20 protein-coding genes and 1 tRNA gene are annotated in these 25,565 nt (G+C 37.8%); 17 read left to right on the forward strand and 4 right to left on the reverse strand.

Annotated features, from left to right (window positions below):
• Nucleotides 1–8: 8 nt before the first annotated feature.
• The 9 genes from uvrA (at nt 9) to whiA (ending at nt 10,904) form a co-directional block, all read left to right on the forward strand.
• Nucleotides 9–2,855 (forward strand): excinuclease ABC subunit UvrA, encoded by a 2,847-nt coding sequence (uvrA, locus tag C7N65_RS05990; protein ID WP_105993569.1) that lies wholly within the window; start codon nt 9–11, stop codon nt 2,853–2,855.
• A 216-nt stretch (nt 2,856–3,071) separates the two neighbouring features.
• Nucleotides 3,072–4,004 (forward strand): HPr(Ser) kinase/phosphatase, encoded by a 933-nt coding sequence (gene hprK / locus C7N65_RS05995; protein ID WP_105993570.1) that lies wholly within the window; start codon nt 3,072–3,074, stop codon nt 4,002–4,004.
• A 6-nt stretch (nt 4,005–4,010) separates the two neighbouring features.
• Complete coding sequence (gene lgt / locus C7N65_RS06000; RefSeq protein WP_105993571.1) at nt 4,011–4,838, forward strand: prolipoprotein diacylglyceryl transferase; 828 nt, start codon at nt 4,011–4,013, stop codon at nt 4,836–4,838.
• A gap of 12 nt (nt 4,839–4,850) precedes the next feature.
• Entirely contained in the window at nt 4,851–5,333 is a 483-nt protein-coding gene (locus C7N65_RS06005) for an acyltransferase (protein WP_105993572.1), read from the forward strand.
• Nucleotides 5,334–5,353: 20 nt separating this feature from the next.
• Nucleotides 5,354–6,793, forward strand: a complete 1,440-nt coding sequence (locus C7N65_RS06010; RefSeq protein WP_105993573.1) for a tetratricopeptide repeat protein — start codon at nt 5,354–5,356, stop codon at nt 6,791–6,793.
• 108 nt (nt 6,794–6,901) lie between these two features.
• Nucleotides 6,902–7,864: a thioredoxin-disulfide reductase gene (gene trxB, locus C7N65_RS06015; protein WP_105993574.1), complete on the forward strand. Its 963-nt coding sequence runs from the start codon at nt 6,902–6,904 to the stop codon at nt 7,862–7,864.
• Nucleotides 7,865–8,032: 168 nt separating this feature from the next.
• Entirely contained in the window at nt 8,033–8,956 is a 924-nt protein-coding gene (rapZ, locus tag C7N65_RS06020; RefSeq protein ID WP_105993575.1) for an RNase adapter RapZ, read from the forward strand.
• On the forward strand, nt 8,943–9,941 hold the full coding sequence (locus tag C7N65_RS06025) for a gluconeogenesis factor YvcK family protein (protein ID WP_105993576.1): 999 nt from the start codon (nt 8,943–8,945) through the stop codon (nt 9,939–9,941). Before rapZ ends, C7N65_RS06025 begins: the two co-directional genes overlap by 14 nt.
• Nucleotides 9,942–9,959: 18 nt before the next feature.
• Nucleotides 9,960–10,904 (forward strand): DNA-binding protein WhiA, encoded by a 945-nt coding sequence (gene whiA, locus C7N65_RS06030; RefSeq protein WP_105993577.1) that lies wholly within the window; start codon nt 9,960–9,962, stop codon nt 10,902–10,904.
• Nucleotides 10,905–10,985: 81 nt separating this feature from the next.
• Here the strand turns inward: whiA and C7N65_RS06035 are convergent, their stop codons facing one another.
• The 3 genes from C7N65_RS06035 to C7N65_RS06045 form a co-directional block, all read right to left on the reverse strand.
• On the reverse strand, nt 10,986–12,167 hold the full coding sequence (locus tag C7N65_RS06035; protein WP_105993578.1) for an MFS transporter: 1,182 nt from the start codon (nt 12,165–12,167) through the stop codon (nt 10,986–10,988).
• A 306-nt stretch (nt 12,168–12,473) separates the two neighbouring features.
• Nucleotides 12,474–13,790 carry a branched-chain amino acid transport system II carrier protein gene (brnQ, locus tag C7N65_RS06040; protein WP_105993579.1) on the reverse strand — a complete coding sequence of 439 codons (1,317 nt, stop codon included), beginning with the start codon at nt 13,788–13,790 and terminating at the stop codon, nt 12,474–12,476.
• Nucleotides 13,791–14,072: 282 nt separating this feature from the next.
• Nucleotides 14,073–14,144, reverse strand: a tRNA-Arg gene (locus tag C7N65_RS06045).
• Nucleotides 14,145–14,292: 148 nt separating this feature from the next.
• Here C7N65_RS06045 and clpP point away from each other — a divergent pair.
• Nucleotides 14,293–14,877 (forward strand): ATP-dependent Clp endopeptidase proteolytic subunit ClpP, encoded by a 585-nt coding sequence (gene clpP, locus C7N65_RS06050; protein WP_002481561.1) that lies wholly within the window; start codon nt 14,293–14,295, stop codon nt 14,875–14,877.
• A gap of 346 nt (nt 14,878–15,223) precedes the next feature.
• Here clpP and C7N65_RS06060 read toward each other — a convergent pair whose 3' ends face one another.
• On the reverse strand, nt 15,224–16,126 hold the full coding sequence (locus tag C7N65_RS06060; protein ID WP_105993581.1) for a TIGR01777 family oxidoreductase: 903 nt from the start codon (nt 16,124–16,126) through the stop codon (nt 15,224–15,226).
• Between the two features lie 582 nt (nt 16,127–16,708).
• Between C7N65_RS06060 and C7N65_RS06065 the strand changes: the two genes are divergently transcribed.
• The 7 genes from C7N65_RS06065 to eno all read left to right on the forward strand — a co-directional run bounded on the left by C7N65_RS06065 (nt 16,709) and on the right by eno (nt 25,429).
• Entirely contained in the window at nt 16,709–17,461 is a 753-nt protein-coding gene (locus C7N65_RS06065; protein WP_105993582.1) for a hypothetical protein, read from the forward strand.
• 702 nt (nt 17,462–18,163) lie between these two features.
• On the forward strand, nt 18,164–19,183 hold the full coding sequence (locus C7N65_RS06075; RefSeq protein ID WP_105993583.1) for a sugar-binding transcriptional regulator: 1,020 nt from the start codon (nt 18,164–18,166) through the stop codon (nt 19,181–19,183).
• Nucleotides 19,184–19,242: 59 nt separating this feature from the next.
• Nucleotides 19,243–20,250, forward strand: a complete 1,008-nt coding sequence (gene gap / locus C7N65_RS06080) for a type I glyceraldehyde-3-phosphate dehydrogenase (protein WP_105993584.1) — start codon at nt 19,243–19,245, stop codon at nt 20,248–20,250.
• Between the two features lie 270 nt (nt 20,251–20,520).
• The gene (locus C7N65_RS06085) at nt 20,521–21,711 is read left to right on the forward strand and encodes a phosphoglycerate kinase (RefSeq protein ID WP_105993585.1); all 1,191 of its coding nucleotides are present in this window, start codon (nt 20,521–20,523) and stop codon (nt 21,709–21,711) included.
• A gap of 39 nt (nt 21,712–21,750) precedes the next feature.
• Complete coding sequence (gene tpiA, locus C7N65_RS06090; protein ID WP_105993586.1) at nt 21,751–22,512, forward strand: triose-phosphate isomerase; 762 nt, start codon at nt 21,751–21,753, stop codon at nt 22,510–22,512.
• Between the two features lies 1 nt (nt 22,513).
• Entirely contained in the window at nt 22,514–24,031 is a 1,518-nt protein-coding gene (gene gpmI, locus C7N65_RS06095; protein WP_105993587.1) for a 2,3-bisphosphoglycerate-independent phosphoglycerate mutase, read from the forward strand.
• Nucleotides 24,032–24,124: 93 nt separating this feature from the next.
• Nucleotides 24,125–25,429, forward strand: coding sequence for a surface-displayed alpha-enolase (gene eno / locus C7N65_RS06100; RefSeq protein ID WP_105993588.1), 1,305 nt, complete (start codon nt 24,125–24,127; stop codon nt 25,427–25,429).
• The last annotated feature ends 136 nt before the right edge of the window (nt 25,430–25,565 follow it).

Below are 25,565 nucleotides of genomic sequence, written 5' to 3' on the forward strand. Positions count from 1 at the left end.
TGACGCGGGTGAGTAAGAAAGATCCATCAATTGTTGTAAAAGGTGCACGTGAGAATAACTTAAAAAATGTGAATGTGGAACTGCCGAAAAATAAATTGATCGTCATGACAGGCTTATCAGGTTCTGGTAAGTCTTCCTTAGCATTCGATACTATCTATGCGGAAGGACAAAGACGTTATGTAGAATCCTTAAGTGCTTATGCACGTCAATTCTTAGGACAAATGGATAAGCCGGATGTAGATACGATTGAAGGTTTATCTCCAGCGATTTCAATCGACCAGAAGACAACAAGCAAAAACCCGAGATCAACTGTAGCGACAGTCACAGAGATTTATGACTATATTCGTTTGTTGTATGCACGTGTCGGTAAAGCATTTTGTCCGCATCACGGCATCGAAATCGAATCGCAAACTGTTCAGCAAATGGCAGACCGCATTTTAGAACTGGAAGAACGTACTAAAATACAACTCATGGCACCGATTGTAAATCACCGCAAAGGTTCGCATGAAAAACTGCTTCAAGACATTAGCAAAAAAGGTTATGTGCGTGTCAGAGTCGATGGCGAAATCAGAGATATTAATGATGTGCCGGAATTAGACAAAAACAAAAATCACACAATTGAAGTGGTAGTGGACCGTCTTGTTGTTAAAGAAGGCATTGAAACACGTTTAGCAGACTCAATTGAGACGGCTTTAGAATTAGCAGAAGGCAATTTAACAGTAGATGTCATTGACGGCGAAGAAATGAAGTTCTCTGAAAATCATGCATGTCCGATTTGCGGGTTCAGTATCGGAGAACTTGAACCGCGTATGTTCAGTTTCAATAGTCCGTTCGGAGCTTGTCCAACATGTGACGGGCTAGGCCAAAAGCTGAAAGTGGATATTGATTTAGTGATTCCAGATCCGGACAAATCATTAAGCGAAGGTGCGATTGTGCCTTGGGAACCGAAGAGCTCTGACTTCTATCCTACATTATTAAAACGTGTAGCTGAAGTGTATAAAATCAATATGGATAAGCCGTTCAAAAAACTGACTGAACGTCAAAAAGATATTATTTTATATGGCTCTAAAGGTAAAGAAATTACATTTACTTTCGGACAGAAAAACGGAACGACACGTACAAGAACGATGGAATTCGAAGGTGTAATTCCAAATATCGAACGCCGTTATCATGAATCGCCATCAGAATATGTACGTGAAATGATGCAGAAATATATGACAGAATTGCCATGTGAAACGTGCCACGGCAAACGTTTAAGCCAAGAAGCATTATCTGTCTACGTATCAGGCTTGAATATCGGAGAAGTGGTTGAATATTCTATTAAAGAAGCACTCCATTTCTTTGAAAATATCGATTTATCCAGCCAAGACCGTAAAATCGCAGACTTGATTTTAAAAGAAATTATTTCGAGACTTTATTTCTTAAATAACGTAGGTTTGGACTATCTGACATTGAATCGTTCATCAGGTACGCTATCCGGCGGTGAAGCACAACGTATCCGTTTAGCTACACAAATCGGTTCAAGATTGTCTGGTGTGTTGTATGTCTTAGATGAACCGTCTATCGGGCTCCATCAACGAGACAATGACCGCTTAATCAATACATTGAAAGAGATGCGTGATTTAGGCAATACTCTGATTGTTGTAGAACATGATGATGATACGATGAGAGAAGCGGATTATCTTGTCGATGTAGGACCGGGTGCAGGCGAACACGGCGGTGAAATTGTCGCAGCGGGCACACCTAAACAAGTGATGCGCAATTCTAAATCACTGACAGGCCAATACCTCAGCGGCAAAAAACGTATTGAAGTACCTGAATACCGCAGACCAGTTACAGACCGCAAATTAAAAGTACACGGGGCGCAAAGCAACAACTTGAAAAATGTAGATGTGGACTTCCCGCTATCTACTATGACTGTTGTGACTGGCGTATCAGGTTCAGGTAAAAGTTCATTAGTAAACGAAGTACTGTATAAAACACTAGCGCAAAAAATTAACCGTGCCAAAGCAAGACCCGGCAAGGTAGATGAGATTGAAGGTATCGATCAATTAGATAAAGTCATTGATATCGACCAATCTCCAATCGGACGTACACCGCGTTCCAACCCTGCGACTTATACAGGTGTCTTTGATGATATCCGTGATGTCTTTGCGTCAACGAACGAAGCGAAAATCAGAGGGTACCAAAAAGGACGTTTCAGCTTCAATGTTAAAGGCGGACGTTGCGAAGCTTGTAAAGGCGACGGTATCATTAAAATCGAAATGCACTTCTTGCCGGATGTTTATGTTCCTTGCGAAGTTTGCGGAGGCAATCGCTACAATCGTGAAACATTAGAAGTCACATACAAAGGTAAAAACATCGCAGAAGTATTGGATATGACTGCAGAAGAAGCGACACACTTCTTTGAAAATATCCCTAAAATCAAACGCAAACTTCAAACACTAGTCGATGTGGGATTAGGTTATGTGCGTTTAGGCCAACCTGCGACAACATTATCCGGCGGTGAAGCACAGCGTGTAAAATTGGCTTCAGAGCTGCATAAACGTTCCACAGGACGCTCGATTTATATTTTAGACGAACCGACAACAGGCTTGCATGTAGATGATATCAATCGTCTCTTGAAAGTGTTGAATCGTATTGTAGATAACGGTGACACTGTTGTGATTATCGAACACAACTTAGATGTCATTAAAACTGCAGATTATCTGATAGATTTAGGACCTGAAGGCGGCGACGGCGGCGGTACGATTGTCGCAACAGGCACACCTGAAGAAATCGCAGCATCAAAAGACTCTTATACCGGAAAATATTTGAAAACAGTATTAGAACGAGACGCTGCTCAAAATGTTTAAGCATGAAGTAAACGGTATTTTGCCTTAAATAAGGTAAAATGCCGTTTTTTTACATATTTGAAGCGAAAAACAGTGTTAAAATTTGATTTTTGAATCATCATGAGAAATGATAAAATAGGTAGGGAATTTAAGTAGTAATACCAATAACGTTTTCGCATTCTTTTTTGATATGATAGTAGTAAGCATAGAAAGAAGAATGACGATTGAGGTGAAAATATGTTAAGTGCTAGAGCTTTAGTAAACAGATTTAAATTGAATTTAGCAGCCGGAGAAGAAGGATTGGATCGTCCAATCCATAATACAGATATTTCAAGACCAGGATTAGAAATGGCAGGATACTTTTCGCATTATGCATCAGATCGTATCCAGTTATTAGGAACAACAGAACTGTCATTTTATAATCTATTGCCTGATAAAGAAAGACATGGCAGATTACGCAAGTTGTGCCGCCCTGATACACCTGCAATTATTGTGACAAGAGGGATTGAGCCTCCAGAAGAGTTAGTCAATGCGGCGAAAGAACTCGGAACACCTTTACTTACATCTAAAGATGCGACAACAAGTTTAATGAGTCGATTAACTACATATTTAGAACATGAACTTGCCAAAACAACATCTTTGCATGGTGTATTAGTGGATGTGTATGGTGTCGGTGTTTTAATTACTGGTGATTCTGGTATCGGTAAAAGCGAAACTGCTTTAGAGTTAGTCAAACGCGGGCACCGCTTAGTCGCAGATGACAACGTAGAAATCCGCGAAATCACTAAAGATGAACTTATCGGCAAACCGCCGAAATTGATTGAGCATTTATTAGAAATCAGAGGGCTTGGTATTATCAACGTGATGACACTATTCGGTGCAGGGTCTATCTTGACTGAAAAGAAAATCGGTTTGAATATCAACTTAGAAAACTGGGACAAAGATAAGTTATATGACCGTGTCGGTTTGAATGAAGAAACCTTGCGTATTTTGGATACAGAAATCACTAAGAAAACCATTCCAGTACGACCAGGAAGAAATGTGGCAGTTATTATTGAAGTCGCAGCGATGAACTATCGTTTGAATATTATGGGCATTAATACTGCTGAAGAGTTTAACGAACGATTAAATGCTGAAATACTAAGAAAAAACGAACATAAAGAGGAGTAAGCAATTATGTTTTTTAACTTTGGTTATATTGATCCGGTGGCTTTTAATCTAGGTCCTATCTCCGTGCGCTGGTATGGGATTATCATTGCACTTGGAATTTTATTAGGATACTTTATTGCACAAGCAACCGCGAAAAGAGTGGGCCTGCATAAAGACGCATTGATTGATATTATCTTTTGGAGTGCGATTTTCGGGTTCATAGCAGCGAGAATCTACTTTGTAATTTTCCAATGGCCGTATTATGCGGCACATCCCGCTGAAATACCGATGATTTGGCATGGAGGTATTGCGATTCACGGCGGCTTGATCGGCGGCTTCATTACAGGGGTTATCGTATGTAAAATGAATAACCATAATCCATGGCAGATCGGCGATATCGTTGCGCCGAGTATTATCTTAGCGCAAGGTATCGGACGCTGGGGGAACTTTATGAACCATGAAGCACATGGCGGTCCAGTGTCGCAATCATTTTTAGAAAATCTGCATATTCCAAGATTCATCATTGATAACATGTACATTGACGGCAAATATTATCAGCCTACATTTTTATATGAATCAATTTGGGATGTGATTGGTTTTGCGTTATTGCTGTTCTTGCGCAAACATTTGCGTATCGGAGAAACATTCTTCTTATACTTGATCTGGTATTCTATCGGAAGATTCTTCGTTGAAGGCATGCGTACAGATAGTTTGATGTTAACGAGCAATATCAGAGTCGCACAAGTTATGTCGATTATTTTGATTATTATCAGCGTAGTGATGATTATTTACCGCAGATATAAAAGCCAACAGCCGAAATTCAAAGATGCCGGCGATCTTTCATGGCCGAAATAAAGAGGGGATTCAATGAGGCGTTATCAAAAAGTTGAAGATAAAGCGACACATATCAATCCATTATGGAGAATGTATCATTTCATTAAATTCACAAAGCTGTTTAAACAAACTTTATTCATTGAATTAGCACGGTTCATGCCATCGTTGAGATTAAAACGATGGATTTACCGTGCTTGTTTAGGCATGCAAGTCGGCAAACATACAGCTTTTGCGTATAAAGTTATGCCGGATGTGATTTATCCGCATTTAATTCGTATTGGAGATAATTGTGTGATAGGGTATAATACAACAATATTGACACACGAATTTTTAGTGACAGAATGGCGTGTAGGAAAAGTGAATATCGGCAACCACACATTAGTAGGTGCCAATGTGACAATTTTGCCTGGCGTAACAATCGGAGATCATGTGCGTATCGGTGCAGGTACAGTCGTAAACAAAGATGTGCCTGATGGTGCACTTGCCTACGGCAATCCGATGCAGATTAGAAAATAATGAGAAAGGAGGGGCAATCCATGGTACAAGAACCGCATAAAAACGTAATACCTATGACGCAAGATGCGTCTTTCTTCAAAAAGCTGGCTGACTCGAAATTAAAACATCGTGATTACCATAAAGCTGCAGAACATTATAGAAAAGTCCTTGAATTGTCACCTTCTGACTTTGAAGCATTGAAAGACTATACAACAGCACTGACTGAAATGGGCCAAGGCAAACAAGTCATTGATCATTATTTTGATTTTATTGCGAAAGATGCACATACTGCGGATGCTTTCTACCAATTAAGCCAGCTGTTTATTCAATTAAACGACCCGAACAAAGCATTTTGTTTCGGTATCAATTACGTTATTATTTCAAATGATGAGGCGTATCGAAAAGAATTAGAAGAAATGTTTGAAGTCGTGTATGATGACTTGGACAAACTTGAACAAGAAAGCAAAGTCTTTGCGGTACAACTTATCTTCCAACACCTCTTTGCGAGAGGCAGATTAGAAGATGCCCGCGATTACATTACGAACCAAGATATGGATGTGCAGACACATCATGGTACGCGTAATTTATTAGCGATGATTTATTTATATCTCGGCAATTACGATTCTGCGAGAGAGATGCTGAAACAATTGCTGAAAGAAAATCAGACAGACGTGCATGCTTTATGCCACTATACATTGCTTTTATATAATACGAAAGATGAGGCTTATCCGACATATTTAGAGTCTTTATCAAAAGTTGTACCCATGAATGATGATGAAAGTTTCAAACTAGGCATTGTGCTGAGCTATTTGAAGAAGTATCAAGCTTCGCAAAAGTTGCTTTATCCGCTGTATCGAAAAGGAAAGTTTATTTCGTTGCAGTTGTTTCATGCGCTCAGCTATAATTTTTATTTCCTGGGAAATCAAGAACGAAGCCATGAGTTTTGGAAGAAACTAGAAGATATTACACAAGGCAATCCAGGATATCCGCCGTGGCTGATGTCTGAAAAGAACGGTTACTTCAAAACGAATATCTTGCCATTGCTGATGAGTGAAGATAACCATGAAAGACTGTATGGTATTTTCTTATTAGATCAAGTGAATGAGAAAGAACTGCTCATTACAGAAGAAATCTGGTCTGTACTAGAAGGTATGGGAGAGTACGAAAAGCTCTATCTTACCTATTTGATTAAAGATTTGAAGTTGATAAAATTAGGCTTTATTCACCGAGGCATGTTAGCCTTATATGAGAATGAAGAATTAAAGTTTTTAAAACCTTTATTTTTAAATTGGATCGATCGCGCTGAAGGGATTATCGAACATGGCTATGATTTAGACCATGTGGAAGGATATACTGCAGCGCTCGTGTATTTATACTTCAAATCTTTAGAGCATCCTTATACCAAAAAGCAAGTTGCAGAATGGTTTGGGGTAACGCTTTATCGTTTGAATAAATCGATTAACATTCTTCTAGAAGTTTAAATAATGTACAAGTGAAATTAGTATATTTTACAATTTGAGCATAAAAGTATATTTCAAGGACACAGTATAATATAATAACTGTTGATTAAAGACTAGGAGGCTATAAGAATGGCGAAACAACAAGCTGAATATGATGTTGTAATTATCGGCGCAGGTCCAGCAGGAATGACTGCAGCTGTATATGCTTCTCGTGCGAACTTAAAAACTGTAATGATTGAACGCGGTGTGCCCGGCGGACAAATGGCGAATACAGAAGATGTAGAAAACTTCCCAGGATTCGAATCGATTTCTGGTCCGGATTTATCAACAAAAATGTTTGATCATGCGCAAAAATTCGGTGCAGTATATCAATATGGTGATATTAAATCCATCGAAGATAAAGGCGATATCAAAGAAGTCTTTTACGGCAATAAATCAGTAACAGCCTACGCAGTAATTATTGCGACAGGTGCAGAATACAAGAAAATCGGTGTGCCTGGCGAAGAAGAACTCGGCGGTCGCGGTGTAAGTTACTGTGCAGTTTGTGACGGCGCGTTCTTTAAAGGCAAAAACTTATTCGTAATCGGCGGCGGAGACTCTGCAGTCGAAGAAGGTACATTCTTGACTAAATTCGCAGACAGCGTAACAGTAGTTCACCGCAGAGACCAATTACGTGCACAAAAAATCTTGCAAGATCGTGCATTCAAAAACGAAAAAATGCACTTCATTTGGGATCACACATTAGCATCTATTAATGAAAAAGACGGCAAAGTCGGTTCAGTAACTTTACAATCTACTAAAGACGGTAAAGAAGAAACATTAGATGCAGATGGTGTATTCGTATATATCGGTATGAAACCTTTAACAGCACCTATCGTTGATTTAGGTATCACAAACGACGCAGGCTACATCGTGACAAACGATGAAATGGAAACTAAAGTGCCGGGTGTCTTTGCGGCAGGCGATGTGCGCGAAAAAGGTTTAAGACAAATCGTTACAGCAACTGGCGATGGAAGTATTGCGGCTCAAAATGCGCAATCTTATATTGAAGGTATTAAAGACAAATTAGAAGCTGAAACAGAAGAAGCATAAGCAAAACACAAACAAGGTTTGAGTAGTGCATGCAGCGTTTAGGTTGCATGCATATATTCAAACCTTTTTTCATAATATACGGTATTAATGTCCAACATAGAAATGAATATGATACTATTGTTATGATAAGGATATTATGAGCGAATTTAAATACAGGATGGTGTCGTCATGCAACATGAAGAAAATGAAGTCGTAAATAAGAGTGAATTATTAGTGGTTACGGGTATGTCAGGAGCGGGTAAGTCTGTAGTACTTCAAAGTTTAGAAGATTTAGGGTATTTTTGTGTAGACAATTTACCTCCGATTTTACTGCCGAAATTTGTTGAATTGATGGAACAAGGAACACCATCATTGCAAAAAGTCGCAATCGCAATTGATTTACGCGGACGCGAATTTTTCAAATCCTTAGTAAAAGAAGTGGATTTACTGCGCAGCAAGAATAAAATTATTGTTGACGTTATGTTTGTAGAAGCCAGCGAATCTAAATTGATTTCAAGATATAAAGAAACACGCCGTGCGCATCCATTAAGCGACAACGGTCAGAATTCATTGATTGATTCTATCAGAGAAGAACGTCAATCATTGTCTGAAATTCGCAGTTTCGCAAACTTTGTCATAGATACTACAGAATTAAAACCAAAAGAATTACGTGCAAAAATAAATAAACTCTTTAACAGAGATGATATCGAAACATTTAGTATCAGTGTTACAAGCTTCGGCTTTAAACATGGTATTCAACAAGATGCGGACTTAGTTTTTGATGTGCGCTTCTTACCGAATCCTTTCTATGTGAAATCACTGCGTCCATTAACAGGAAATGATGATCCAGTGTATCAATATGTGATGAAATGGCAAGAGACTGCTATTTTCTACGATAAATTATTAGACTTATTGAAATTTATGATTCCAGGTTATAAGAAAGAAGGTAAGACGCAGTTAGTTATCGCTATCGGTTGTACCGGAGGACAGCACCGTTCTGTAGCTTTAGCAAAAAGATTGGCTGAAGACTTGAACGACAGTTACGACTATAATGTTTACGTTCATCATAGAGATGCACATATCGAAAGTGGCGAGAAAAATGAAAAAGCTTAAAATCGTATTAATCGGGGGAGGCACAGGTTTATCTGTCCTTGCTCGTGGTTTAAAAGATTTTCCGATAGATATCACTGCAATCGTGACTGTTGCGGATGATGGCGGAAGTACAGGCAAAATCAGAAGTGAAATGGATATCCCGGCACCAGGCGATATCCGAAATGTTATCGCAGCATTAAGCGATACGGAACCGACGTTAAAGGAGCTATTCCAATATCGTTTTAAAGAGAATCAAGTAGAAGGCCATTCTGTCGGCAATCTCCTGATTGCAGCGTTGACGAACATTATGGACGACTTTGGTCATGCAGTGAAAGAACTGAGTAAAATTTTAAATATTAAGGGCCGTGTGATTCCCTCAACCAACTCCAGTATTCGTTTGAATGCAGAAATGGATGATGGCGAAATTGTTTATGGCGAATCTAATATACCAAAACGCGAAAAACCGATTAAAAGGGTCTTTATCGAACCGGCAGATGTGCAGCCTATGGAAGAAGCGGTAGAAGCGTTAGAAGAGGCGGATTTAATAGTCTTAGGACCGGGTTCGCTTTATACTAGTGTGCTTTCAAACTTGTGTGTCCCAGGCATCGGTCAAGCGATTGTAGAAAGCTTGGCACCTAAAGTCTATGTGTCTAATGTGATGACACAGCATGGGGAAACAGATCATTTTGATGTGATGGATCATGTAAATGCCATTCATAGACATATGGATACCAAGTTTATTGATTACGTGATTTGCTGTATCAATCATGACTACAGCAAGGAAATTTTAGAGAACTATCGTAAAGAGCATGCAGAGCCGGTAAAGTATCATAAAGAAGAGATAGAAGCGGCTGGTATTGTACCGTTAACAGCAGATGACCTTGTGCATATCTCAGATAAAAATCGAGTCCGTCATAATACGACACGTTTATCACGTATGATTTATGAACTTGCACTTGATTTAACAAGTACAATCCAATTTAATCCAAAACAAAGAAAAAAATAACGAAAGGAATGGCACGGCATGAGCTTTGCATCAGACATGAAAAATGAATTGACAAGAATAGATGTCGATGATAAAAATGCGCGCGCTGAATTAAGTGCATTGATACGGATGAATGGTGCGCTCAGTTTGTCGAACCAGCAATTTGTCATCAATGTGCAAACTGAAAATGCGACAACAGCCAGACGTATCTACTCTTTGATTAAGAAAGTATTTAATATTGAAGTAGAGATTCTTGTTAGAAAGAAAATGAAATTGAAGAAAAATAATATCTATATTTGCAGAACGAAAGTGAAATCTCGCGAAATTCTGCATGAATTAGGTATTTTAAAAGATGGCGTATTTACGCATGCGATAGATTTGGACATGATACGTGATGATGAAATGAAACGCAGTTATTTAAGAGGTGCCTTTTTAGCAGGCGGCTCTGTCAATAATCCGGAAACGTCATCATATCATTTGGAGATATTTTCGCTGTATGAGAGTCATTCAGAAGGCTTAACAGCGTTGATGAATGAGTATGAATTGAATGCAAAGCATCTTGAACGTAAAAAGGGCAATATCGTTTATTTGAAGGAAGCGGAAAAGATTTCTGATTTCCTAAGTTTAATCGGCGGTTATCAAGCAATGCTGAAGTTTGAAGATGTACGTATTGTCAGAGATATGCGTAATTCAGTGAACCGTTTAGTGAATTGCGAAACAGCTAACCTGAACAAAACTGTCAGTGCTGCAATGAAACAAGTGGAAAGTATTCAATTGATTGATCAAGAAATCGGTATTGAGAATCTGCCTGACCGCTTAAGAGAAATTGCAAAGCTGCGTGTAGAGAATCAAGATGTATCTTTAAAAGAGTTAGGTGAAATGGTGTCGACAGGTACTATTTCAAAATCAGGTGTGAATCATCGTTTGCGTAAATTAAATGAATTAGCAGATAAAATCAGAAGCGGCGAACATATTGAAATGTAAACCATAAAAAGAAGACTGCACTTCCTTGAAAAACAATCAGGAAAGTGCAGTCTTCTTTTAGTATTTTATGGGGCCTTACAACTATTCTGTTACACTTTTATTCGGAATCCACAGTGCAATAAGGAAGCCGATAAAGTTAACCAGCGATAATAAGATAAACATCATTTTAAATGAATGCAAGTGACTCATCAGCTGCATAGAAAGTACCGGTGCAATCGCTGTACCGATAAATAACATAAAGGTATTGATAGATAAGTAGAAACCTTTATCTTTCACTGTAAGCAAGCCGATTTGTGAAATCACAGAAGGGATGACAAATGCGATACCTGCAACAAAGATGACGCTGAAGATAGTGATAATCAAGATATTGTGTGTCAGACCCATGAATATCATAGAGATGCCTGCTGTAAGCAAAGCGATTAAGATAATACGTTTAACACCTAGATGATCACTGAGACGTCCGGCAAATAATGCCAGCAGCATACCGATAAGTCCAAACAGTTTAACAGTAGAAATCGTTGTTAAGTCTGCATTAATCGGATTTGAAGTCAGATATTCATTTAAGAGTGTATACATAGAAACAAATGAAGTTAAGATTGTCAGTGATACGAAGAAGCATAATACAATGCCTTTATAGTCAAAGATGTGACGCATATTTTTAAAGAACACTGAAAACTTCGTATCAGGCATGTGATAAGGACTTTTAGGAATGGATTTATAAATCCATAAGATAAGCAAGAGATAGACGATTGTCAGAATAAAGTAAACCACACGCCAACTTGTATGCGCAGCGATAATATCACTCAAGTTTTGTCCTAAAACTCCTGAAAGCATAAAACTTGTACTGATAAAGCTGATTGCTGTAACACGCTTAGTAATCGGGAATACTTCTGTTACATATGTTAATGAGACCGGAGAGAAACTAGCGGCCGCAATACCTTGAATAACACGTACAATCAATAATAAAGCGAAGCTGTGGATAAAGCCAATCGCTAATGTGGTCAATGTCAGCAAGGCTAAGCCGACGAGTATGACTTTTTTCTTTCCGAATTTATCTGCAATAATGCCGTAAAACATACAGCTGACAGAATAGGAAACTGAAAAGACAACGCCGATTAAAGTTGTTGCACTTTCAGTCAAATGCAATTCTTCGCCCATAATCGGCATGAGCGGAATCGCAGAATACAAACTGCACATCACAGCAATACCAGAGATAAAGAAGACTGTGGTAATCAAGTTGTAATTAAATGATTGTTGTTTCAAGATAAACCTCCCTTTCTTTGAATAGATTAAATAGTTGATAGGGGTTTAATATATAAACAGACAAATAAAAAATGACATCATCATGCCATTAGAAATTTGTAAATCAATGAATCAAAATGTTTAAAACAGTGAAAAAAGGTCTGATTTCATCCGGCCTTTGTTTTCACCTTTAAATTGCATTGTTAATTTTAACACATTTAATCGAGAATTAAATAGAAAGGGTTGATATTGAAATATTGTGACAATAGTAAGGTGCTAAATCATAAAAAAGACCTTTCCCTAATGAAAAGGAAAGGCTTTAGTGTATTACGATGCGGTTGTGCTTGATTGTGTCTGTTTCTTATTACGTATAAAGTCGATGATCATACCAATCATTGTTAAAGCGATAAATGGGAATAACCAAGCAAGACCTAAGTCAGATAAAGGTAATTTTTGGTAAACCGCATTTAAAGGTTTGATAAGTTTAAATGTGTTGAAGATTTCAAGAACTGAAATGACCAATGTTGAAATGGTTGGTAAGATATAAGCCACTTTCAAGTGTGTCGGAATAGCAATTGCGAAGAGTGAAATCAACACTAACACAATTGAAATCGGATAAATAAATGTCAGTAAAGGTACTGCGATTTGTAATATCATATCCAGTCCAAGAATAGATATTAAGAAACCGACTAACGCAAATGAAACGACATATGTTTTATACGAAATTTTAGGGAACTTCTTCATACCGAAAGCGGCACTTGCGTTCACTAAACCAATACATGTTGTTAAACAAGCTAAGATGACAATCATACCGAATAAGATGTTTCCGAACGCACCGAACAAGCGGACTGAATTGTATGTTAAGATGCTTGCGCCGTTTTCAAAGCCTGGCTTGCTCGTGGTAATTCCTAAGTAAGCCAATGAAAAGTAGATTACTGTTAATAATACAGCTGATATTAATCCTGATAGAATCACATTCTTAACAATCTTTTTGCTGTCAGTTAAGCCAGCAAGTTTAAAACTTTGTACAATAACGACTGAGAATGCCAATGCAGCAACTAAGTCCATTGTGTAATAACCTTCTAAAATACCAGAAACGAAAGGTGCTTTTTCATATTTTCCGTGCGGTTGTCCTACTGGACCTTCTGGATTAACAATCGCCCCGATACATAATGCCCCGATAATGATTAAAAGTGCGGGTGTTAAAATTTTACCTAAATTATCGACCATTTTAGTTGGATATAAAGCAATAAGTCCTACAACGATAAAGAAAACCAATGAGAATCCAACTAGTGTCCATGTATTATGGATAGGGATAATAGATTTCGCCCCGATTTCGTAAGCTACGTTTGCGGCACGTGGAATACCGTAAAGTGCTCCGATTGATAAATATATACATACAGCAAATATAAACCCGAATTTTGGATGGACACGGTTCCCGATAAATTCAACGCCTCCATCATAATAGGCAATGACAATCACTGTGATAAAAGGCATTAAAATACCTGTTATCGCAAAGCCTGTCATGCCAGTCCACATATTGCTTTGCGCGGTATAACCGAGCATAGGCGGGAAGATCAAGTTGCCTGCCCCAAAGAATAATGAGAAGAGCATTAAACCTGATACTAGTATTACTTTTTTCATATTAACCTCCTGGTGTTGCAAATCTTTCTCTATTTACAAAAATTTCTGACAATTTATGTAGATAAATTTCTATCAAACATATAAACTTTAACATATTTCCAAATATTAGAAAAGAGAATTTTTTTGAAAATTTAAAAGACATTGGGGTCAGTTAATAGGAAAATCAAAATAAATAAGCGAAAACAAGAAGGAAACAGGTGCTTCAGCTTGGCGTTTAATATTGTATTTTTCCAACAGACAAAAGAAAAGCCCTTAAACAAAGTGTTTAAAGGCTTAAAATTACCCCCTCGAAGGGAATCGAACCCCTATTTCAAGAACCGGAATCTTACGTGTTATCCATTACACTACGAGGGGTAAATATTAGCATGCAATTAATAGTGTACCTTTATCGGATAGAGTGGTCAATATAGTCAATTTAAGAAGTATGAGTTTTATTTTTGACCATTTTTGACTTTTGAGTTAAAATAAGGATAATTCATTAAAAGTACAAGGAGGAAATAGAATGAATTTAATTCCTACAGTAATTGAAACAACAAATCGCGGCGAACGTGCTTATGACATTTACTCAAGATTGTTGAAAGACCGTATTATTATGTTAGGTTCAGCAATTGATGATAACGTAGCAAACTCAATCGTATCACAATTGTTATTCTTACAAGCACAAGATGCTGAAAAAGATATTTATCTTTATATCAATTCACCAGGCGGCAGTGTAACAGCTGGTTTCGCTATTTATGATACAATCCAACACATTAAACCTGATGTACAAACAATCTGCATTGGTATGGCAGCATCAATGGGTTCATTCTTGCTTGCTGCAGGTGCGAAAGGCAAACGCTTTGCTTTACCGAACGCTGAAGTAATGATTCACCAACCACTTGGCGGTGCACAAGGTCAAGCAACTGAAATCGAAATTGCTGCTACACACATCTTAAAAACACGTGCTAAATTAAACAAAATCTTATCTGAACGCACAGGTCAATCTATCGAACAAATCGAAAAAGATACTGATCGCGATAACTTCTTAACAGCAGATGAAGCGAAAGAATACGGCTTAATCGACGAAGTTATGCAACCTGAAAAATAAGATGTTCAAGCATAAAGAAAGTTCCGGCATTATTGCTCCGGAACTTTTTTGTGTCTTTCTTATTTTGCTTTTGATACATAACGAAATTGTAGACTGTCCATCCCAGTAAAATGATGCCGCTAACCAGATAGAGACATGCAATATACAATGAAGGGATGGCGCGTGTCATTGAGAAGCTGCCGATACAGATTAACAGTATCGCAGCAATCATAAGTAATATTCGTGTTACCATACTACTCTTATCCATTGATCCACCTTCATTCAAAAACAATCTTGCTTTTAGTTTGTTTAAGTGAGTGCTGCTTGTTAAATAAACGCTCACAATTCAAATCTATTATATCTCTTTTTACTCATGAACTAAACTATCTAAAGCTGATTTCAAGTTAGGGTAGGCGAATTGGAAACCATATGCGTCTAAACGGTTAGGAATCGCTTTTTGCGTATCTAATATAATGGTTGCTCTTTGGCCTAATACTAGACGCAATAATGCGCTCGGTACCCATGTTTCGTGCGGTTTATGCATTGCGCGTGCAAGGGTATAGCCGAATAAGTTTTGACGTTCTGCGACAGGTGTTGTCATATTAAATACACCAGAAGCTTCGTCTTTATTGATTAAGAATAAAATGGCACGTGTTAAATCTGTGATGTGGATCCATGAATACCATTGGAAACCAGTGCCGAGTTTACCGCCTGCATAAAAACGATAAGGCAATTCCATCATCGGAAGCGCGCCGCCTTCATCTGACAGCACCATTCCGAAACGGCCGATAATAACACGTGTTTGATGTTGTTCGAATTTACGTGCAAAACGTTCCCATTGATAGGTAATATCTGATAGGAAATCATGCGGGTCGCACTTTGATAATTCGGTATAAGTGCGGTGAACATCAGGTCTGTAGTAACCGACTGCACTTGCATTAAATAAAATTTCCGGGAATTTTCCTTTATGCTCAAACAGTTCATAAAGCGCTTGTGTTGCTTGAATACGGCTTAGCATTAAGGTTTGTTTATATTCATCTGTCCATTTTTTATTTAAAGTTGCACCTGCTAAATTGATTACGATATCAATATGATCAGGGACTTTATCTTCCCAACCTTCTTTGTTCCAGTTAATATAGGTGATTTTCTCATCTAAGTTCTGACGATCTTGACGTGTCAAAATCGTAATGTGGGAGTCTGTGTTGTGTATGGCATCAACTAAATGACTGCCTACCAAACCTGTACCGCCTGTAATTAGAAACTGCTTCATTACCTTTCACCTCATTAATAGTAATCATTATCAATTATAACAACGGATGTTCAGATTGTAGAAATTCTAAACATTCAATGATTATTCAATATTTAGTCATTAATATGTCAAGATAATCTAAATAATCTCGTTTAAATCACTTTTAGAAAAGTTATAATAGAAGTACCTTCGGAATTAATTAAACATCTCTTAATTAAAAATAGTATACCCCATAATATACATGCGAAGGTGAAATTTTGACTCCCTTTAGTTTTGGGCCTATGCGAGCAGCGTATAGGTCCATTATTTTTGTCTTCTTCCATTGATTGATGATGTTATTATAACAATCTTACTGTCATTAATCACTTGTATTGGATTTTACTATTTCATTCCTTCAACTTGCGAATATTCTCAATATATATAAAATCAATTGTTTGCTAACTAAAATGATGTATCCCTTGTGTGAAAATGTTATGATAAATAAATGAATACAACGAAGAAATAATAGTGAAGTTATCAAGAAACGGGTAATAGATAATATCGTGAGAAAACACACTTGTACTTATATGAGAAAAAGAAATGAGACTGAAAAGAGGAGAGCGCATGTCTAACAATAAAATGAGTAGACTCGCAAAGATAGTGAGTTCTATCATCGTCATAATATTATTGTTTGGTTTAGCATTTGCTACATTTGCTTTTGTAGATAATAACAAAAAAAGCAGCGAACGCTATAGTCAGCAGCAAAAGAAAGAGAAACAAGAGAAAAAAGAACGTGCTGAGAAGAAAAAGAAAGAAGAAGAAAAGCAAAAGCGCGAACAAGAGTTAGAAGAACAAAGACAGCAAGAAATTGCGAATCAGCAGGCTGCAGAACAGCAGCGTCAAAATGAAATCAATGCACAACGCGAGCAACAGCGTCAACAAGAACAAGCGCGTCAAAATGCTGCGGCACAAAAACAAGCTGATAAACAACAAGATGAAAAGCAGAAAAAAGCACAAGAAGCAGCACAAAAACAAAGAGAACAAGCCAGCAAAGAAGCAGCTGAAAAACAAAAAGCACAGCAAGAAGCACAACAAAAACGACAAGAAGAAGCGCAAAAGCAAGCGCAAGAACAAGCTCAAAAACAAAGAGAAGAAGCTGCACAACAGAGAGAACGTGCACAAGAACAAGCAAAACAAGAACAAAGCCAACGCAGCAGCCAATCCTCTCAACAACCCAGGCCAGGGCAAGAACAGCAGTCAAAACCAGTAAACGAATCTCAAAGCTCACAGCCTAAACCATCTGCACCGCAGCAAAGTTCTCGATCAAATCAATCATCAAGTTCAAGTCAATCGAGCCAAAGCAGCTCTGATGATTAATAAAATTTTAAATAGTTAATGATAAGGCAGGAAGCTGATGTTTCCTGCCTTTTTTATGGCAGAAAATATTTGTAATGATTAATGAAAGACATGAAGCGGGTATGTGATATATATCAGAAAAAGCAACCAAGCTTTGACTTGATTGCCTTAATATTTAAAATAAGTTGATTTAAGACATAAGGCTGATGAGCCAAGTGATAATTAATGCGATGACAGCGACTGCTGGAAGGCATCCGCATCCAAATGGAGTGCAGCCGAAGGAGTAGTATTTTATCTTTCTGTCGTTTTCAAAGCGTGAACGCTGTTGTTCTTCTGGACTGCGGTTAAAATAGGAATCATCTTTGTATCTTGGATCATCAGGATCAATGACTTCTGGTTTATCATCATTATTATGAGTCGATCAGATACCCTCCTTTGTTAACCTCATTATAATAGAGAAGCTTCAGAAAATATATTTAAAAGAAATGAGGTTTTCAGATGATTTTTCTTTGGTGAAAAGGGTATAATATAGGTAAGGTAGTAGTGTTGCTTGCAATAATGTATCGAACAACTCACCTTAGTAAATCTTAAAGCTTGCTTTTTATATCAGATGATAGTATTATGACAATTGTAAGAGATGTTATTTTTTTGTCCCACCTGGGACTAAAAACGTCAAAGTGTGGTTGCATGCTGACCCTTAAAGAAAAAGAGGAGGAAATAGTAGTGGAAGACTTGCTTAAAGTCCAACAGAAATTGATTCCTGAGCTTGTCGAAAAAATGTACCGAAGATTTACTATACTCACTACTATCAAGATGCACCAGCCAGTCGGAAGAAGAAGTTTAAGCGAGTTTATGAATTTGACTGAGCGTGTATTGAGATCAGAAACAAACACTTTGAAAAAGCAAGAACTCATCAAAGTAAAACCGACAGGCATGGAATTGACTGCTGAAGGCGATGCTTTGATTGAAGAGTTGGAATCTTATTTCGATATGTATTCTGATGGGTATCATTTGGCACAGTTGGTAAAAGAACGTTATCAAATTAAGAACGTTTTTGTTGTACCGGGTGATACAGATATGGATAGTGCTGTAAAGAAAGAAATGGGCAGTCAAGCAGGACAATTGTTAGAACGTACATTTTATAATGATGCTATCGTATCTATCACTGGCGGCTCTACAATGGCTGCTGTGAGCGAATCAATGCATATACTGCCGTTTAAAACTTTCTATGTCCCAGCAAGAGGGGGACTAGGAGAAAACGTAGTTTATCAGGCAAATACCATCGCAGCAAGCATGGCACAACAAACAGGCGGCGATTATACAACACTCTATGTTCCTGACAATGTCAGCGAATCCACATATGAGATGTTGCTGCAAGAGCCATCAGTTCGCAACACATTAGATTTAATCAAACAATCCAATATAACGGTTCACGGCATTGGTGATGCGCTGAAAATGGCAAACAGACGCCATTCGTCAAAAAGTGTGATTGAAAAGCTTCATCATCACAATGCAGCAGGAGAAGCGTTTGGATATTATTTCGATAATGAAGGCAATATCGTACACAAAGTGAAAACGATAGGACTTCAAATGGAAGATTTAGTATCAAAAGAATATATTTTTGCTGTAGCGGGCGGAGCTTCAAAAGGAGATGCAATCAGAGCATATCTTTCCATTGCTCCTAAAAACACCATCTTAATTACAGATGAAGGTGCAGCAAGAAATATTGTTCAATCACAATGAATTTAGTTTAAAAAAGTGATTTCACTTTTTAACAATATCTTTTAAAGGAGGCCATAATAATGGCAGTAAAAGTAGCAATTAATGGTTTTGGTAGAATCGGTCGTTTAGCATTCAGAAGAATTCAAGATGTTGAAGGTATCGACGTAGTAGCAGTAAACGACTTAACAGACGATGAAATGTTAGCACACTTATTAAAATATGATACTATGCAAGGACGTTTCACTGAAGAAGTTGAAGTTGTAGATGGCGGATTCCGCGTGAATGGTAAAGAAGTTAAATCATTCGAACAACCAGATGCAAGCAAATTACCTTGGAAAGATTTAGGAATCGACGTAGTATTAGAATGTACTGGATTCTATACTAGCAAAGAAAAAGCACAAGCTCACATCGATGCAGGTGCTAAAAAAGTATTAATCTCTGCACCAGCAACTGGTGATCTTAAAACAATCGTTTACAACGTAAACAACCAAACTTTAGACAGCAACGACACAATCGTTTCAGGTGCTTCATGTACTACAAACTCACTTGCTCCAGTAGCAAAAGTTTTAAATGACAGCTTCGGTTTAGTAGAAGGTTTCATGACTACTATCCACGCTTACACTGGTGACCAAAATACTCAAGACGGTCCACACAGAAAAGGCGACAAACGTCGTGCACGTGCAGCAGCTCAAAACATCGTTCCAAACTCAACTGGTGCTGCTAAAGCAATCGGTAAAGTAATTCCTGAAATCGACGGAAAATTAGACGGTGGCGCTCAACGTGTTCCTGTAGCAACTGGTTCATTAACTGAATTAACTGTTGTATTAGACAAAGACGCTACAGTAGAAGACATCAACGCAGCTATGAAAGCAGCTTCAAACGAATCATTCGGTTACACTGAAGACGAAATCGTATCTTCTGACGTAGTTGGTATGACATTCGGTTCATTATTCGACGCAACTCAAACTCGTGTAATGACTGTATCTGGTCGTCAATTAGTTAAAGTTGCAGCTTGGTACGATAACGAAATGTCTTACACTGCACAATTAGTACGTACTTTAGAATACCTTATCAAAGACGTAAAATAATTGATCAACACTGATATGAAATAAGGTCTGAATTTAACAAGCGGTAATGTGTTGTTGAAATTCAATGACCAGCTTATGAGTAAGCGGGGAGGCACATACGCTTCTCCGCTTATTTTCATTAAGTACATGGTTATTAGAGTTAATATTTTCAGAAAGATGAAATTTTTCATTGGATTCTGTTAATATATCTGCAATATTTGTGCCCATATGCTAACCTCAAATTACAGACATTTTATATATTCGTGCTTTTATCCAAAGGAGGAAGTTTTGATGGCAAAAAAACATGTATCTGATTTAGATTTAAAAGGTAAAGTCGTTTTAGAACGTGCAGATTTTAACGTACCTTTAAAAGATGGAGAAATTACAAACGATAACCGTATCGTTCAAGCATTACCAACTATTGAGTATATTCTTGAACAAGGCGGAAAATTAGTTTTATTCTCTCACTTAGGCAAAGTTAAAGAAGAAAGCGATAAAGAAAAATTAACACTTAAACCTGTAGCAGTTCGTTTAAGCGAAAAATTAGGCAAAGATGTTAAATTTGTTCCGCAAACACGCGGTAAAGAATTAGAAGACGCAATCGCTGCATTAAATGAAGGCGATGTGCTTTTAGTTGAAAATACACGTTTCGAAGATTTAGACGGTAAAAAAGAATCTAAAAACGATCCTGAATTAGGTAAATACTGGGCTTCATTAGGCGATGTATTCGTAAATGACGCATTTGGTACTGCGCACCGTTCACACGCTTCAAACGTAGGTATTGCTTCTAACTTAGAAAGTGCTGCTGGAGATTTGATGGAAAAAGAAATCAAATTTATCGGCGGTGTTGTCAACAACCCTGACAAACCAGTTGTCGCTATCTTAGGCGGAGCTAAAGTTTCAGATAAAATCGGTGTAATTGAAAACTTATTGAATGTTGCTGATAAAGTCTTAATCGGCGGCGGTATGGCATACACATTCCTTAAAGCACAAGGTTACGAAATCGGTAAATCTTTATTAGAAGCAGACAAAGTCGACTTCGCTAAAGACTTATTAGAACGTGCCGGCGGTAAAATTGTATTACCAGTTGACGGTAAAGTAACAAAAGAATTCTCTAACGATTCACCATATACTGTTGTAGGTATCGATGAAATTCCTGAAGATCAAGAAGCTTTAGATATCGGACCTAAAACTGTTGAGTTATTCAAAAAAGAATTAGAAGGTGCGCATACTGTAGTATGGAACGGACCTATGGGTGTATTCGAATTTGAAAACTACGCACAAGGTACAATCGGTGTATGTGAAGCAATTGCAGAACTAAAAGACGCTACAACTATTATCGGCGGCGGCGACTCAGCAGCTGCAGCAATGATGCTTGGATTCGAAAAAGACTTCACGCATATTTCTACTGGCGGCGGTGCATCATTAGAATATCTTGAGGGTAAAGAATTACCAGGTATTGCATCAATTAGCGATAAATAAGCTGTAACATATTAATATAATTTCAAGGAGCGTTTTATAATGAGAAAACCAATTATTGCAGGTAACTGGAAAATGAATAAAACAGTGCAAGAGGCTAAAGATTTCGTAAATGCTTTACCTCAGTTGCCTGATACAAGCAAAGTTGAAGCTGTGATTTGTGCACCTACAATTCAATTAGATGCCTTAACTACAGCTGTTAAAGACGGCAAAGCTGAAGGTTTGAAAATCGGTGCAGAAAACACTTATTTCGAAGACAGCGGTGCTTTCACAGGAGAAACTTCTCCAGTAGCATTAGCTGATTTAGGTGTTGAATATGTGATTATCGGTCACTCAGAACGCCGTGAATTATTCTTTGAAACTGACGAAGATGTAAATAAAAAAGCACACGCAGTATTCAACCATGGTATGACACCTATCATTTGTGTAGGTGAAACACTTGAACAACGTGAAGGCGGTAAAGCTGAATCAGTTGTAGCTGAACAAGTTAAAAAAGCAGTTGAAGGTTTATCAGATGATCAATTGAAACAAGTTGTTATTGCTTATGAACCAATCTGGGCAATCGGTACTGGTAAATCATCTACAGCGAAAGATGCAAACGAAATGAGTGCATTCATCCGCAAAACTGTAGCAGAACTTGCTAGCCAAGACGTAGCAGATGCAGTACGCATCCAATACGGCGGCAGTGTTAAACCTAACAACATTGCAGAATATATGGCTGAATCAGATATCGACGGCGCTTTAGTCGGCGGTGCTTCATTAAAAGTTGAAGACTATGTAAAATTATTAGAAGGTGCTAAATAATATGGCGAAACAACCAACAGCATTAATCATCTTAGATGGTTTTGCAAATAGAGAAGATGTACATGGTAACGCAGTTAAACAAGCGTATAAACCAAACTTCGACCGTTATTATGAAAAATATCCTACAACTCAAATTGAAGCCAGCGGCTTAGAAGTAGGTCTTCCTGCTGGTCAAATGGGTAACTCAGAAGTAGGTCACATGAATATCGGTGCTGGACGTATTGTTTACCAAAGTTTAACACGCATTAACAAATCAATTGAAGACGGCGACTTCTTTGAAAATGAAGTGCTTAACGAAGCAATTGAACATGTTAAAGCGAACAATTCAGCATTGCACGTATTCGGATTGCTTTCTGACGGCGGTGTACACAGTCACTATACACACTTATTTGCAATCTTAGAATTAGCTAAAAAACAAGGACTTGATAAAGTCTATGTACACGGTTTCTTAGACGGACGTGACGTGGATCAAAAATCTGCATTTAAATATGTCAAAGAAACTGAAGAAAAATTCAAAGAAATCGGCATTGGCCAATTCGCTTCAATCTCAGGCCGTTATTATGCAATGGACCGTGATAAACGTTGGGAACGTGAACAAAAAGCATACAATGCAATTCGTGACATCGATACACCTGAATATGCGACAGCAGAAGAAGGTATCGAAGCAAGTTACGAAGAAGGTTTAACTGACGAATTCATTATTCCATTCTCAATCAAAGAACAAAATGAAGGTGTTCAAGACGGAGATTCAGTTGTATTCTTCAACTTCCGTCCTGACAGAGCCGGACAACTTTCAGAAATCTTTACAAACAAAGATTTCAAAGGCTTTGAAGTTAACCAACCTAAAGATTTATTCTTTGCGACATTTACAAAATACAACGACCAAGTTGATGGTAAAGTTGTATTTGAAAAAGTCGATTTAAAACAAACTATCGGTGAAGTTGCAGAAGCAAACAATCTTAAACAATTAAGAATTGCTGAAACTGAAAAATACCCTCATGTTACTTACTTTATGAGCGGCGGACGCAACGAAGAGTTCGAAGGTGAACGTCGTATCCTTATCGATTCGCCTAAAGTTGCAACTTACGATTTAAAACCAGAAATGAGTGCATATGAAGTTAAAGATGCATTATTAGGGGAATTAGATAAAGGCGACTTAGATTTAATCATCTTGAACTTTGCCAACCCTGATATGGTAGGACACAGCGGTATGTTAGAACCTACTGTAAAAGCAATTGAAGCAGTAGACGAATGTTTAGGAGAAGTCGTTGATAAAATCTTGGATATGGGCGGCAATGCAATTATTACTGCTGACCACGGCAACTCTGACCAAGTTTTAACTGACGATGATCAACCAATGACAACACACACAACAAACCCGGTTCCTGTTATCGTAACTAAAGACGGCGTTGAATTACGCGAAACTGGTAAATTAGGCGACTTAGCACCGACATTACTTGATTTATTAGGTGTTAAACAACCTGAAGAAATGACTGGAGAGTCATTAATTAAACATTAATTGTTCACAATCAATATCGGATAATTAATTCATTTTTTAAGCAAGACAAGTTATAATATATATGAAAGCAATTATGAAAAGGAGATTATCAACATGCCAATTATTACAGATGTTTATGCTCGCGAAGTCTTAGATTCTCGCGGAAATCCAACAGTTGAAGTAGAAGTATTAACTGAAAGCGGTGCATTCGGTCGTGCGTTAGTACCATCAGGTGCATCTACAGGTGAATACGAAGCCGTAGAATTACGTGACGGTGACAAAAACCGTTACGGTGGTAAAGGTGTTACTAAAGCAGTTGAGAACGTAAACGAAATCATTGCTCCAGAGATTATTGAAGGCGAATTTTCAACATTAGATCAAGTATCTATCGACAAAATGATGATTCAATTAGACGGAACAGAAAACAAAGGTAAATTAGGTGCCAACGCTATTCTTGGTGTTTCTATCGCTGTTGCACGTGCTGCAGCTGACTTCTTAGGTCAACCACTTTACAAATATTTAGGCGGATTCAATGGTAAACAATTACCAGTTCCTATGATGAACATCGTTAACGGTGGTTCTCACTCAGATGCGCCAATTGCATTCCAAGAATTCATGATTTTACCTGTTGGTGCTGATTCATTCAAAGAAGCATTACGCTGGGGTGCTGAAATCTTCCACAACTTAGCTAAACTTCTTAAAGGTCGCGGCTTAGAAACTGCAGTAGGTGATGAAGGTGGTTTCGCACCTAAATTCCACGGTACTGAAGATGCTGTAGACACTATCTTAGAAGCAATCAAAACTTCTGGTCTTGAACCAGGTAAAGACGTATTCTTAGGATTTGACTGTGCTGCTTCTGAATTCTACGCAGACGGCGTTTACGACTACACTAAATTCGAAGGTGAAGGCGGCGCTAAACGTTCTTCAGCAGAACAAGTTGACTACTTAGAAGAATTAGTTAACAAATACCCAATCATCACTATCGAAGATGGTATGGACGAAGACGACTGGGATGGTTGGAAACAACTTACAGATCGTTTAGGTAAAAAAGTTCAATTAGTAGGTGACGACTTATTCGTTACTAACACTAAAAAATTATCTGAAGGTATCGAAAAAGGTATCGGTAACTCAATCTTAATCAAAGTTAACCAAATCGGTACTTTAACTGAAACATTCGACGCTATCCAAATGGCTCAAAAAGCAAACTACACAGCAGTTATCTCTCACCGTTCTGGTGAAACTGAAGATACTACAATTGCTGACATCGCAGTTGCTACAAATGCTGGTCAAATTAAAACAGGTTCATTATCAAGAACTGACCGTATCGCTAAATACAATCAATTGTTACGTATTGAAGACGAACTTTACGAAACAGCTGAATTTGACGGCATCCATTCTTTCTACAACTTAGACAAATAATTTAAGACTTACTGAAATTGAGTTCACGCAAAATTTAATTCAGTAATTGAAATAGGAAACTGTTAAGGCTTAAGTGCTTTGACAGTTTCTTTTTTTGCGATGCTTGGAATACTCCCACTTCTCTTTCATAACTGAT

Source organism: Staphylococcus simulans (assembly GCF_002994445.1).
Classification (GTDB): Bacteria; Bacillota; Bacilli; order Staphylococcales; family Staphylococcaceae; genus Staphylococcus; species Staphylococcus simulans_B.